The sequence below is a fragment of the Heliophilum fasciatum genome (assembly GCF_004341395.1).
Lineage (GTDB): Bacteria > Bacillota > Desulfitobacteriia > Heliobacteriales > Heliobacteriaceae > Heliophilum > Heliophilum fasciatum.
In genome coordinates this window covers 61248-74807 of record NZ_SLXT01000015.1, presented here as the reverse complement: position 1 = coordinate 74807, position 13560 = coordinate 61248, and the positions used below count along the sequence as shown (strand labels likewise).

Below are 13560 nucleotides of genomic sequence, written 5' to 3'. Positions count from 1 at the left end.
TACGGTTTGCGGCTATTTTCTTGATTAATTTGGAAAAAACACGGTTTCAACGGATACCATACTTGGTTCCATTGGGTTCCTGGACGGACTCTAATTGTTATCCAGTATTCTTCGTTTTTTTTGCATAAAAATGGACTGAAAGCAAGTATAGTAAAATTGAAATAATTGCATGGCTTAACATTTTATCCTTTGTTAAATCTCAAAATTTTTTTTGAAAAGCAAAAGAGCCCGCTTTATCCTTCTTGAATAGGATAAAACGGGCTCTTTGTTAGCATTGTGACAGCAATGATAATGATCCCTATATTACTTAGGCTTCCGAATTTTCCTGATTATCTTGCTTTTCCAGGTACTCCGTCACTTCTTCCCGGTTAGCATCTTCTTCAATGGCCCGGATGCTCAGGGAGATGCGTTGATCTTCCGGACGAACTTCCAGCACCTTGACTTGCACTTCTTGACCGACCGATACGACATCTTCCGGTTTGTTGACCCGGCGATTGGCCAGTTGGGAAATGTGAATCAAACCGTCGATGCCCGGTTCGAGCTCAGCAAAAGCACCAAACTGGGTCAAACGCACAACCTTGACGGTGATCACGCTGCCAACGGGATATTTTTCCACGGCCAGCGACCAGGGATTGGGCAGCACTTGTTTGAGGCCCAGCGAAACGCGCTCTTTTTCGCGATCCACTTTAAGCACATAGACTTCCAGCTCTTGGCCTTCTTTAACCACTTCGCTGGGATGCTTAATGCGGCCCCAGGACATTTCCGAGATATGCAGCAGACCGTCTACACCACCGAGATCGACAAAAGCGCCAAAGTCAGTGAGGCGGCGAACGGTACCGCGGCGAGTTTGACCTTCCGCCAGGTCACCCCAGGTGTTGCCGCGCGCTTGCTTGTGTTCTTCTTCCAGCACTGCTTTTTGTGAAAGAACGACATTATTCCGGCGGGTGTCAACTTCGACAACCTTCATGCGGAGCGTCTGGCCGATATATTTTTCCATGTTCTCCACATAGCCACGCTCGATTTGCGAAGCCGGCACAAAGCCTACCAGACCTACGTCGACACGGAGACCGCCTTTGACCACAGCGACGACTTTACCGGTCAGGATCTCACCTTTTTCTTTGGCTTCTTCCATGTGTACGATTTTTTCCCGCTCAATCGCACGGCGGCGCGAAACGATCAGCGTTCCGTCTTCCGACTCGGCTTTCAGCACGACAACTTTGATCTCATCGCCGACTTTGGCCAACCCTTCGGTCGAATCGGGCGTTACCGGTGCAATTTCGCGCAGGGGAATCACGCCTTCCGACTTGCCCCCTACGTCGACCAGAATTTCATCATGACGGACTTTAACGACGATACCCGTAACGAGTTCGCCTTCTTTCAGGTTTTTCAGGGATTCTTCAAAGGATTTACCCATATCATCTTCGGCATCGTCCATCGTCAATTCGCGATTGGCATCTTCCGATACTTGCGGTGCCGCTGCTTCTGTCGCTGCTTCTTCTGTTGGTACGTTGTTTTCCAGTTCTTGTTCTTGTTGGATCTCGGTCATTCTTTGAACTACCTCCTCGATTATCCAATGGGGTGTAGACGCCCCGGCAGTTACACCGGCTTGGTTCACGTTCTTAAACCATCGTGGGTCAAGCTCTTCCGCCTGCTCGACATGATAAGTCGGCAATCCGGCTGCCACGCAGATTTGGGCCAGCTTGCGGGTATTGGAACTGTTTCGTCCCCCCACAACAACCATCACCTCTACCTGACTTACCAGTTGCTGTGCCGCTTCTTGCCGTTTGGCTGTGGCAGAACATATCGTATTTTTTACGATCAGTTCCACATCGAGCTGCCGAAGGGCCGCTTCGACCTCGCGAAAGGTAGCTTCCTTAAGCGTAGTTTGCGCGATTAAGGCTACCTTACCCTGAATCTTGTCACCAGTGATTTCTTTGCCGCTGGCCACAACGATCGCCCGGTTCCCGGTCCAGGCCACAATACCCTGAACTTCCGGATGGTCGGCATCACCGGCGATGACCACCTGATATCCCTGCTCAGTGAAGTCACGGGCAGCCTTTTGCACATTGGCAACAAATGGGCAGGTCGCATCGATCAGGTTTACACCGTGTTGTGCCGCTTGCTCGTAGATCGCCGGACCTACACCGTGGGAGCGGATGACCACAGGCCCCAGTGTCGACATATCCAAGTGATCGACAATCGCGACCCCTTGATCCGCAAGCCGCGCAATCACTTGCGGGTTATGGATCAGCGGACCGTATGTCGCCACCTTGCCGGAATGCGCCAATTCTGCTTCCACTTGTTGTATCGCACGCCGAACACCAAAGCAAAAACCGGCGTGAGCTGCCAGGAGCACCTGCAACCCCATCACTCCCTATATTGGTCTGATTTATTTTTCGTGATGAAATGTATAATTCCTGCTAAAGCAATAAAAAATCCCCGCTTATCGCAGGTATCTCAACTACGATAAGCGTTGACGCCCCTGCTCGACCAACTGCTCAATCGCCGTCATCATCTGCTCCGTCAACTGCTGCGCCGCTTGGCTGGTATTTTTTTTGCCTTCCGTCATGTCCATCGGCAAGGGCGAGCCAATCTCGACAGCAAAGGACTGAAATCGGCCCCCCGAAAAAATCCGCCCTGTGTTATAAAGACCCACAGGTACAATCGGCGTCTTGGCCATCAAAGCGATGAGCGCCGTGCCTGCTTTGGCTTCGCCAAGAGCCCCCGTTTTACTGCGCGTTCCTTCCGGAAAAACACCGATGACGCCGCCTTTTTCCAAGATCGCTACGGAAGCTTTCAGTGCTTGCCGCCCTGTCGACTGGCGATCAACGGCAAAAGCCCCTAAATCGCCGATCAGGGAACCAATCAACGGAATCGCAAAAAGCTCTTTTTTGGCCATAAAATGGACCGGTCGTCGCACGGCACAAGCCAGTACCACCGGATCCCAATTGGATAGGTGATTGCTGGCCAAGATCACCGGTCCTTGCACCGGCACATGTTCCCAGCCATGGACCTGCCAGCGGCAAGCATTGGCAAAGCCGGCGCTGATCCAACGATGTAAAAAAAGGTAAAGGCCGGACTTCCGTACCGCTTCGGCCGTCTGTACCCGATCAAGCACCGTGGTCACCGACCTTACGGCGGACCGTCGCTAAGACGGCCTCGATCACCTGCTCCAGACCCATGCCGGTTGTATCGATGACCACGGCATCATCAGCTTGGCGCAAGGGATCCGTCGCCCGGGAAGAGTCCGCTTGATCCCGCGCTTCAATCTCCTGTTGGAGCGCTGCCAACTCGACCGGTACACCGCGGGCGCAAAGCTCCCGGTACCGCCGGAGGGCCCGCTCCTCAATCGAAGCCGTCAAAAAAATCTTGACCTGCGCCATCGGCAGTACCCGCGTCCCAATATCGCGGCCGTCCATCACTACACACCCTTGGGCGGCCATCTGCTGCTGGAGCCGCACCATCGGTGCCCGTACACCGGCAACGGCGGCAACCTGCGACACATGCTGCGATACTTCCGGCGACCGGATGGCTTCGGTCACATCATGACCGTGAATCCATACCCGAGTACCTTCATCGGTAGCTACCAAGCGGATCTCCGCCGCTTCGGCCAGCGCCGTCAGCGCCACCGGCTCACAACCAACGTCCTGGCGCAGTGCCCACCAGGCCAAGGCACGATACATGGCGCCGGTATCAATATACAAATAGTTGAGTCGCCGCGCCACTTCCCGGGCTACGGTGCTTTTGCCGGCACCGGCCGGTCCGTCAATGGCAACTGCTTTCAAGGCCTCTGTCACTTGTTTGAACTCCTTCGCTTCACCATGATCAATAGAAATACTTTTTCATTGTATCATAAAAAACGCTTACGAGCGCAGGGAAGCAAGGTACCGGGCAAATCCCGGGAAAGATACATCCATGCAACTAGCACCATGGATGACTGTTTCACCGGCCGCTTGCAGCGCTGCCACAGCCATAGCCATGGCAATGCGATGATCACCGTGGCTCTCGACTGTTGCTCCTTGCAGCGGGCGGCCACCCTCAATGATCATTCCATCTTCCCGTTCTTCGACGCAGGCGCCGAACTTACGCAATTCCGCAGCCACCGTCGCAATCCGGTCAGTTTCTTTTACACGCAATTCGGCTGCATCACGAAACTCCGTTCGCCCTTCCGCAAACAACGCCGCTACCGCCAATATAGGAATCTCGTCGATCAAACGCGGAATCTGGCCGCCACTGACAACGGTGCCGCGCAGTGAGGCGCTTTCCACATACAAATCAGCCACAGGTTCTCCCGCTTCCATGCGCTCATTTTCACTACGGATCTTAGCGCCCATCGCTTGCAGCACTTCAATGACACCGTCACGAGTCGGGTTCATCCCGACATGACGCAGGAGCACCGCCGATCCCGGCACAATCGTTGCTGCCACCAGGAAAAAAGCCGCCGAAGAAATATCGCCAGGTACAGTGATCACCTGACCCCGCAAATCGGGAAAGCCGGTGATCGTCGCGCAATAAGCGCCTTCCGGTTCTTGCGCCACTTGCAACTTGGCACCAAAAGCCGTCAGCATGCGTTCCGTATGATCCCGTGAAGCATAGGGCTCCCGTACGGCTGTTTCACCTTCCGTATACAGTCCGGCCAACAATAGTGCTGATTTGACTTGAGCGCTGGCTACCGGGCTGGAGTAGGTCAGTGGCTTCAATGCCGATGCCGCTCCGTCGATCGCAATTGGCGCCAGGCGACCACCGTCACGACCGCGAATCACCGCGCCCATGGCGGTCAACGGTGCGGTTACCCGGCCCATGGGCCGGCGGCGAATCGAACTGTCGCCGGTAAGTACCGAGAAAAAGGGCTGCCCTGCCAAGATTCCCGCCATCAAGCGCAGTGTCGTTCCCGAATTACCCACATCCAGAATATCGCTCGGCTCCGTTAGCCCCCGTAACCCTTTTCCCTGGACAACCACATCTGTCGGCGACAGTTGTTCAATCACGATGCCCAAGCGCCGGAAACAATCGATCGTCGACAAACAGTCTTGCCCCGGTAAAAAACGCTCAATTCGTGTTTTTCCTTCGGCCAAGGCGCCAAACATAACGGCCCGGTGGGAAATCGACTTGTCACCAGGTACATCAATCTCGCCCCGCAAGGCCCCTCCCGGTGCTACGCGCAACTCATCGGTCAAGACGTTCCCGCCCTTCTTACTTTGATTAAAATCGTCGTTTTTAAATACGCTTAACAATGATTCCGGCGTCGCGCAGGTAATCGACGGCCAAATCCGCTTCATGTCCATGAGCAAAACCCAAGCGGATCGTGCCGCCATGGCCTTCCCGGACCCGTAAAATCTCGATATCGGCAATATTGATCGCCTGCGCGCCAAGGATCTGCGCTATTTTGCCGATGATCCCCGGCTCGTCAGCCACCGTAACAATCACCTCATGAATCCCCGGCAAGACCCCTTTGGCCCTTCCGGGAATGGCCAGGCGCGCTTGCCGCGCATGGGCCAGCACCGCGCTCAACTTGTTCGTTGTGCTCAGTTCACTGCTGCTACCGCTGCCGCCCCGGCAAGGCTCACCCAGAGAACCTGAACCTACACCGACACCAGGCAACGCCCCATCAGCAGCGGCTTCGGTGGCGGCTTCGCCTTCCCTCTTCGGGTCATAAGTACGAATTGCTTCGGCGATACGGGCCAGCGATGCTTGGTACTGATCGATCACCGCCAGCAACGCTTCCCGGTTCGTCCAGGCAATATCGCACCACATGCGCGGATCGCCGGCAGCGATCCGTGTAGTATCACGAAAGCCACCGGCCGCCAGCATCGTCGCCATGGAGCGGTGTTCCCCGCTGGCACCAAGTGTTTCCATCAACGCCACGGCCACCATGTGCGGCAAATGGCTGACAAGCGCCACCACATGATCATGTTCAGCCGGTGCCAAACAAACGACGCGAGCGCCAATGGCCATGACCAAGCCTTCAATCTGCGCCAGTGCCTCCGGATCAGTGTGCTCATCGGGCGTCAAGACATAAACGGCATTCTCCAACAAGTAGCGGTCGGCACCTTCGATGCCACGCTTTTCTGACCCGGCCATGGGATGGCCGCCAACAAAAAAGCAGCCCGTCGGCAACTGGCTGCTCATCGTCTCGACTACCCAACGCTTCGTTGAACCTACATCCGTCACGATCGTACCCGGTGCCAGCGCCGGACCGATCTGCGCCAAGAGGGCCGGATAAAGAGAAACCGGCGTCGCCAGAACAACAACTTGCGCACCTCGTACCGCTTCGACCGGATCGGTGGCGATCCGGTGAACCGTATGGGTCGCCAGTGCCACTTCTAACGTCGCCGGATCGCGATCAAAGCCGACCACTTCCTCGACCACGCGCCCTTGCGTTAAGGCCATGCCCAGCGAGCCCCCAATGACCCCCAAGCCAATGATCGCTACCCGCCGGAACAACGAACGCTCCCCAAAGCCATCCATCATGACCGCACCTCCCGATCCTGCCGATAACTCCCTAAGACCCGCGTCAAGATCGCAAACTGAGCAATCGCTTGCAAGGCCTCGGCCAGCACCGGATCACAGTGATGGCCCACACAATCGATAAAAAATAAGTACTGGCCCAGTTCTCTTTTGGTCGGTCGCGATTCGATTCGAGTCAAGTTAATATTGCGCCGGGCAAATTCACCAAGAATCCCATACAACCCGCCCGGTTGATCCGACGGCAACGCACACACCAGCGACGTTTTGTCATCACCGGTAGGCGCCGCCCATTGCCGCCCAATCACCCAAAAGCGCGTTTTGTTGTTGGGACGATCTTGTACATCTTGCTGAACCGCTTGTAAGCCATAGCGCTCCGCCGCAAAAGCTGTAGCAATCGCGGCGACCGCCGCCCCATCTTGGGCACCCCGGGCCACCTTCGCAGCCCCTTCCGCGGTGGAACCGGCCGGAACGGCCTGCGCCTGCGGCAATTGGTTCAGCAAAAACTTGCGACACTGCGCCAGCGCTTGGGGATGCGAATAGACCTTCTCCACCTGCTGCCAATCTTGCCCCGGCGCAACCAACAAGTGATGATGAATCGGTAAGATCAATTCACCGGTGATCATCAAGCCGGGATGTTCGATCAATTCATCGATCGTTTGATTGACAGCACCTTCAATCGAATTTTCCATCGGCAGGACTGCTGCCTCGACATCACCGTAACAAAGCGCTTCATAGACAGCCGCGATTGAAAGAAGTGGCAAAAGCTGCGCAGCCGATGTAAAAAACTGCTGCGCAGCCTCCTCCGAAAAGGTTCCCTGCGGCCCTAAATAGCCGACTTTATCCATGTAACCTCACGCCTTACAGCTTTTTATGCACCACTTCAGCAATCGCCCGTAATTCGTTCATCAACGCTCCGAAGTTCTCCGGTGTCAAGGACTGCGGTCCGTCGCAGAGCGCTTCCGTCGGATTAGGATGGACTTCGATCATCAAGCCATCACAACCGGCTGCTACGGCTGCTCGGGCCATGGGCCGTACCATCTGCCATTTACCCGTGGCGTGGCTAGGGTCAATGATCACCGGCAAGTGGCTTAACTGCTTCACTGCCGGAATCGCACTTAGATCAAGCGTGTTGCGCGTGTATGTTTCAAAGGTACGAATACCCCGTTCACAAAGGATCACATCGTAGTTACCGCCGGCCATCAAGTATTCTGCCGCCATGAGCCACTCTTCAATCGTTGCCGATAAACCCCGTTTCAGCAAAATGGGCTTGTTGATCTTGGACAATTCACGCAGTAAGAAAAAGTTCTGCATATTCCGTGCGCCGACCTGCAGGACATCACTGTAGTAAGCCACCCGCTCAATGCTGCCGGGATCGATCACTTCGGTGACTACCAGCAGCCCCGTCAGTTCCCGCGCCCGGGCCAGCATCTTCAGGCCCGCTTCCTCCAACCCCTGGAACGAGTAGGGGGAACTGCGCGGCTTGTAAGCACCGCCCCGTAAAAAGCGTGCCCCTGCTGCTTTGACGGCTTCCGCCGATTCCATGAGTTGTTCCCAGCTTTCCACAGCGCAAGGACCGGCAAAAACTTGCATTTGACCGCCGCCGATCTCCACATCACCGATGCGAATAATCGTATCTTCCTGGCGAAAATCACGACCGGCCAGCTTAAAGGGCTGTAAAATCGGCACGATCTTCTCTACACCGGGCAGCGATTCCACCGTCGATAAGGAGATCCGCGATTTGTCACCAATCGCGCCAATAATCGTACGCTCCACACCTTCCGACATATGGATGCTAAACCCTTCTTTCTGCAAGCGCTGGCAGACCATTTCCACCTCGTGCGTCGTCGCACCATGGTTCATGACAATGATCATGATTAATTCCTCCTTCATTTCTCAAGGCGGTAGTTTTCCGGCAGGAAAAACGGTCAAAAACGACCACAGACGGTAGTAAGGTCAAAGCGTTCCTTCATTAACAACATAACAGCCGAAAAATACAAAAAGATACCCCACGGGTGGAGTATCTCGTCCAAAACGCACATTCCCCTACCGTTCTACCATCCTACTTCCTGATTACACCCGCAAACATCCTACCTGAGGCATCCCTTGATGCCCCCCTACCGGGCTCTCCCGTGATCGCCCGTCCTACATATTCAACTATATCATGAGGTTTATACTTCCTGCAACTGCTTCGACGGCAACGCCGCCATTAGTTCTTCGGCCAGCGCCGTCACCGCCGGGACGATGCGTTCCGGTTCCGCCAGATGCGCTTCGATCACCTTAACAATGGCGCTGCCGACGATGACACCATCGGCCTGAGGAGCTACCGTGGCCACCTGCGCCGGCGTGGAGATGCCAAAACCGACGGCAACCGGCAACGTCGTCGCTGCTCGGACCCGCGCTAACAGTTCCGTCGTCTCCGGCGCCAAACCAGTGCGCGTTCCTGTGACGCCCATCAAGGACACACAGTAGATAAACCCACGAGCCGTCGCCGCAATCTCACCGATCCGTTCGGCCGAACTCGTCGGCGCGACCAGCGGAATCAAGGCCAATCCCTGACGATCCAACGCGGCGCGCAGCGGTTCTGCTTCCTCCATCGGCAGGTCAGCTACGATGATCCCGTCCACACCGGCGCCGGCGGCAGCATGAGCAAAACGTTCCAACCCAAACTGCAACACCGGGTTATAGTAGGTCAACAGTACGATCGGTACCGTTTCTTCCTGGCGAATCCGCCCCACCAGCTTCAGTACCTGGGCCACCTTCATGCCGCCGGCCAGCGCCCGACCGGCCGCCGCTTGAATGACCGGGCCATCGGCCACAGGATCACTGAAGGGCACGCCCAGTTCGATCACCGATGCACCGGCCCGCGCCAGTGCCTTGACCAGTTGATAAGATGTTTCTTGATCGGGATCACCGGCAGTGATATAAGGGATAAACACTTTTTCCCCCTGCGCAGCTCGCTGCTGAAAAACTTGTTCAATGCGCTCTTTGCCCATCAGATGATCCCTCCTTCTTGTGCCAGCGTGTGCACATCTTTATCGCCTCGTCCGGAAAGGTTGACGATCATCAGCCCTTCTTGGCCAAGCTTGGGTGCCATGACCACAGCTTGGGCGATGGCATGAGCACTTTCCAAGGCTGGTAAGATCCCTTCGGTACGGCATAAAAGCTGTACCGCTGCTAACGCTTGCTCATCCGTGACGGCGCAAAACTCCGCACGACCACAGTCACGCAGGTAGGAAAGCTGCGGCCCCACGCCCGGATAATCCAATCCGGCGGCAATCGAGTGGGTCGGCAAGATTTGTCCATCTTCATCTTGCAAAAGAAAGGATCGCGCGCCGTGCAGTACGCCCGGCGTTCCCCGCGAGATGGAAGCGGCATGGCGCTCACTGTCGATCCCCGCACCGCCGGCTTCCACACCAATCAAGCGTACCGACGGATCATCAAGAAAGCCGCTGAAAATCCCAATCGCATTGCTGCCGCCGCCCACACAAGCCATGACTACATCAGGCAAGCGGCCCGTTTTTTCCAGCACTTGCCCACGCGCTTCGATGCCGACGACGGCTTGAAAATCCCGCACGATCATCGGATAAGGATGAGGACCGGCGGCCGTACCAAAACAGTAGTACGTGTGGTTGACATTGGCCACCCAGTCACGGAAAGCTTCATTGATCGCATCTTTTAAGGTGCGTGACCCCGTCTCGACAGCGACGACTTTGGCTCCCAGTAAGCGCATCCGGAGCACATTCAGCGCTTGACGCTCCACATCTTCCGCACCCATGTAGATCTCGCAATCCAGGCCAAAGAGGGCGCAAGCCGTTGCTGTTGCCACACCGTGCTGCCCGGCACCGGTTTCGGCGATCACCCGCTTTTTCCCCATCCGCTTGGCCAACAGCACCTGTCCTAAGGTATTGTTGATCTTGTGGGAGCCCGTATGATTCAAGTCTTCCCGCTTGAGTAAAATCCGTGCTCCCCCCAGATGGTCACTCAGTCGTTTGGCATCATATAAAAGGCTCGGACGACCGGCATAATCGGCTAAGTACTGCTGAAACTCCCCTTGAAATTGGCGATCTTGCCGCAAGGCCCCATAAGCTTCATTAAGCTCCGCCAGCGCTGTTTTCAGCGTTTCCGGAACAAAGCAGCCGCCAAAATCGCCATAACGGCCTGTCGTTGTTGGTTCGTGCATATCGCTGTCCCCCTGCTTCTTACTTTACCCCAAAAGCATCTTGATTTGTTCCCATCATCACGATCGTTTCCATCGCTACCATTCGCTTGCATCGTCAAGTTCGTCTTCGTCATCTAACTCGCCGGCCACATCGACAGCTTGCACAAAAGCGCGCATCTTGGCACCGTCTTTTTGCCCGTTTGTTTCCACGCCCGATGCCACATCGACGGCATAGGGCCGCAGCGCCATAATCGCCGCCCCGACATTATCAGGCGTCAAACCGCCGCCGACGATCACTGGTTTCGGCAAATCGCCTTGCACCAGGGACCAGTCAAAGGTACGTCCGGCACCACCTAACCCCGGCACATCCGTATCGAGCAAAAAAGCACACACTTCTGCATAGCGCCCGGCTTCCCGCAGCAATTCTTCCCAACTGGCCAAGGCACCGACCGACACCGTTGTTGCTCCTTCGGCGCGGAGGCGAAAGGCTTTGATGATCCGATAGGACCAGCGCCGGCAGTATTCCGGGTCTTCATGGCCATGAAACTGTAACACTTCTAACCGGCAAAACGAAACGATTTCTTCCACGCTGTACCGGGGCTCATCAGCAAAAACACCAGCCACCGAGATATAAGGCGGCAGCACCTGAATAATTTCCCGCGCCTTCTCCGGGTGAATGTAGCGCTTCGAGGTAGGTACAAAATTAAAGGCGATCGCCTGGGCACCGGCTTTAATGGCCAACTCGGCATCAACGAGCGAACGAATTCCACAGATTTTTACACGGGGCCGGCCTCGCATCGCTTTCATCCTTTCTGTATGCATCAACTGTATGCATCAACGAATCAGTTCCGCAATTGCCCGGCTCGGTTCTCCCGACGTAACGAGCGCTTCACCGATCAAAGCGGCATCGGCACCGGCTTCCCGTGCCGCCATCAAGTCCTGTCGCGTGCGCAAACCGCTTTCAGCCACGCGAATCCAATGGTTCGGCAGCGCACGAAGCAATTCCCACGCTTTTGCCGGTTCGACCTGTAAGGTCATGAGGTTCCGCGCATTGACGCCGACAACCGGCCGCCGGTCACCATAGCCCTTCGCATTAACTTCAATCGCCGCTTCCGCCCAAGCCACTTCGGCCGGTGCATGGAGTTCAATCAGCGGCTGCATTCCTGCCGCCAAGACCACCCCGGTCATCTCAGTCAGTTTGGCCGGCCCGAGCAAAGCAGCAATCAGCAGCACCGCATCAGCGCCATAGGCACGAGCCTCCCAAACCTGATAAGGATCAATCAAAAAATCTTTACGTAACATGGGAATGGCCAAGGCCGGCCGCACTTGCTGCAGATCGGCCAAAGCGCCATGAAAATAGGCTTCTTCCGTCAATATGGATACAGCGGCCGCACCGCCTTGCATATAAGCCGCCGCTAGCGCCCGGGCGTCGGCGACCGGCGCCAAGGCTCCCTTGGAAGGTGATGAGCGTTTTACTTCAGCAATCACCCGTAAGGGCCCATCGGCCGTCCTCGTTAGCGCCTGCGCAAAGTCAAGGGCAGGTGGCGTAGCCTGGGCTAACGCCTGATACTGCTCCAGCGCCACTTCCGCTTGCGCTTTTTTTACTCGCTCCGCCTGCAGTTCCGCCATGGTCGCCAAAAAGCCTTCCGGTCGGTACTCTTGATTTCGCCCCATTTTGCTCACATCGGTTCCTCCTGCATGCGTTGTTTTCTATGCTTGATCTTCTCCGGCGATCTCCGGCGATCTCCTGCGATCCCTGGCGATCACTGCCGTTTGCTGGACCAGCGTGCAACTTAGCGTGCAACTTGGAATGCAGCTTGATCTGCCGTCAGACTATCCTACCGCTTGATTTTCCAACGTTTGTTCGTTGGTCAAACGCTGCAACCGTGCCAAGAGACGGCTCGCCGCTCCGCCGGTAATCATCGCCTGGGCCAATCGGATGCCTTCCGACAAATCGTTGACACGCTCAGCTACACAAAGGGCGGCCGCGGCATTAAGCACCACAATATCATGGGCCGGTCCCGGCACACCACGCAGTACCGACTGCACAATGGCGGCATTATGCTCTTTGTCTCCGCCCTGCAAATCTTCCGGTCGACAATAGGAGAAACCAAAGTCGTGGGGATCAATGATGGTCTCTTCGACAACACCGTTTTTCAAACGGGCCACTTCCGTCGGTCCCGTCAAACTGATCTCATCAAGGCCATCAAGCCCGTGAACAACCCAGGCATGTTGCACACCCAGACGGGCCAGTACCCGCGCCATCAGCCCCACACGGGCATTGCGGTTGATGCCCAGCAGTTGCCGGCGCGCACCGGCCGGATTGGTCAGTGGCCCCAGCAAATTAAACACTGTCGGCACGCCCAATTCCCGCCGTGCCGGCGCCGCATGGGCCATGGCCCGGTGACAGCGCGGTGCAAAGAAAAAGCCAAAACCTGTTTCCGTTAAACAGCGAAACGATAGGGCCGGTGACACATCGACAGCAATCCCCAGCGCTTCCAGCACATCGGCTGAACCGGCTTTGCCCGATACGGCCCGGTTGCCATGCTTGGCGACAGGCACACCGGCCGCCGCGACGATCAACGCTGCCGCCGTGGAGATGTTAAACGTTCCGGCACAATCACCGCCGGTACCGCAGGTGTCGATGACTCGATCTTGCAGCACATCAAAGCCCTTCGTTCGATAGGGTTGCAGTTCCCGTTCAACTCGGCGGCGCATGGCCCGCGCCAGGCCGGCAATTTCCTCTTCGCCTTCACCGAGCAAGCGCAGTGCGATCAAGATGCCTGCCAGTTGCGATGTCGGCACATTGCCGTCCATCACCGCATCCATGACGGCCAGCGCCCGTTCTTCGCCGAGACGTTCACCGGCCAACAAGGTATTCAAACTTTCCCGTGCAATTTCCATACCCTTACTCAACTCGACTCACCTCATCC

12 protein-coding genes are annotated in these 13560 nt (G+C 56.1%); all 12 read right to left on the bottom strand.

All coding sequences use genetic code 11. The features are described 5' to 3' along the window. Positions 1 to 307: 307 nt before the first annotated feature. Positions 308 to 2368, bottom strand: coding sequence for a bifunctional 4-hydroxy-3-methylbut-2-enyl diphosphate reductase/30S ribosomal protein S1 (locus tag EDD73_RS09195; RefSeq protein ID WP_243116861.1), 2061 nt, complete (start codon positions 2366 to 2368; stop codon positions 308 to 310). A gap of 93 nt (positions 2369 to 2461) precedes the next feature. After that, positions 2462 to 3118, bottom strand: coding sequence for a lysophospholipid acyltransferase family protein (locus EDD73_RS09190; RefSeq protein ID WP_165876428.1), 657 nt, complete (start codon positions 3116 to 3118; stop codon positions 2462 to 2464). Further along, positions 3111 to 3797, bottom strand: a complete 687-nt coding sequence (cmk, locus tag EDD73_RS09185; protein WP_207668852.1) for a (d)CMP kinase — start codon at positions 3795 to 3797, stop codon at positions 3111 to 3113. The genes EDD73_RS09190 and cmk overlap by 8 nt, the downstream gene beginning before the upstream one ends. Positions 3798 to 3863: 66 nt before the next feature. Beyond that, positions 3864 to 5315 carry a 3-phosphoshikimate 1-carboxyvinyltransferase gene (gene aroA, locus EDD73_RS09180; protein ID WP_243116860.1) on the bottom strand — a complete coding sequence of 484 codons (1452 nt, stop codon included), beginning with the start codon at positions 5313 to 5315 and terminating at the stop codon, positions 3864 to 3866. After that, on the bottom strand, positions 5218 to 6471 hold the full coding sequence (locus tag EDD73_RS15105; protein WP_131919488.1) for a prephenate dehydrogenase: 1254 nt from the start codon (positions 6469 to 6471) through the stop codon (positions 5218 to 5220). The genes aroA and EDD73_RS15105 overlap by 98 nt, the downstream gene beginning before the upstream one ends. Next, positions 6468 to 7313 (bottom strand): prephenate dehydratase, encoded by an 846-nt coding sequence (gene pheA, locus EDD73_RS09170; protein WP_131919487.1) that lies wholly within the window; start codon positions 7311 to 7313, stop codon positions 6468 to 6470. The genes EDD73_RS15105 and pheA overlap by 4 nt, the downstream gene beginning before the upstream one ends. Positions 7314 to 7326: 13 nt before the next feature. Next, positions 7327 to 8340, bottom strand: coding sequence for a 3-deoxy-7-phosphoheptulonate synthase (gene aroF, locus EDD73_RS09165; protein ID WP_131919486.1), 1014 nt, complete (start codon positions 8338 to 8340; stop codon positions 7327 to 7329). A 296-nt stretch (positions 8341 to 8636) separates the two neighbouring features. Further along, positions 8637 to 9461 carry a tryptophan synthase subunit alpha gene (gene trpA / locus EDD73_RS09160; RefSeq protein ID WP_131919485.1) on the bottom strand — a complete coding sequence of 275 codons (825 nt, stop codon included), beginning with the start codon at positions 9459 to 9461 and terminating at the stop codon, positions 8637 to 8639. Next, on the bottom strand, positions 9461 to 10648 hold the full coding sequence (gene trpB, locus EDD73_RS09155) for a tryptophan synthase subunit beta (protein ID WP_131919484.1): 1188 nt from the start codon (positions 10646 to 10648) through the stop codon (positions 9461 to 9463). Before trpB ends, trpA begins: the two co-directional genes overlap by 1 nt. A 75-nt stretch (positions 10649 to 10723) precedes the next feature. After that, complete coding sequence (locus EDD73_RS09150; RefSeq protein ID WP_131919483.1) at positions 10724 to 11425, bottom strand: phosphoribosylanthranilate isomerase; 702 nt, start codon at positions 11423 to 11425, stop codon at positions 10724 to 10726. 36 nt (positions 11426 to 11461) lie between these two features. Next, positions 11462 to 12301 carry an indole-3-glycerol phosphate synthase TrpC gene (locus tag EDD73_RS09145; protein ID WP_243116863.1) on the bottom strand — a complete coding sequence of 280 codons (840 nt, stop codon included), beginning with the start codon at positions 12299 to 12301 and terminating at the stop codon, positions 11462 to 11464. 159 nt (positions 12302 to 12460) lie between these two features. Continuing rightward, on the bottom strand, positions 12461 to 13543 hold the full coding sequence (trpD, locus tag EDD73_RS09140; protein WP_131919481.1) for an anthranilate phosphoribosyltransferase: 1083 nt from the start codon (positions 13541 to 13543) through the stop codon (positions 12461 to 12463). Positions 13544 to 13560: the final 17 nt, after the last annotated feature.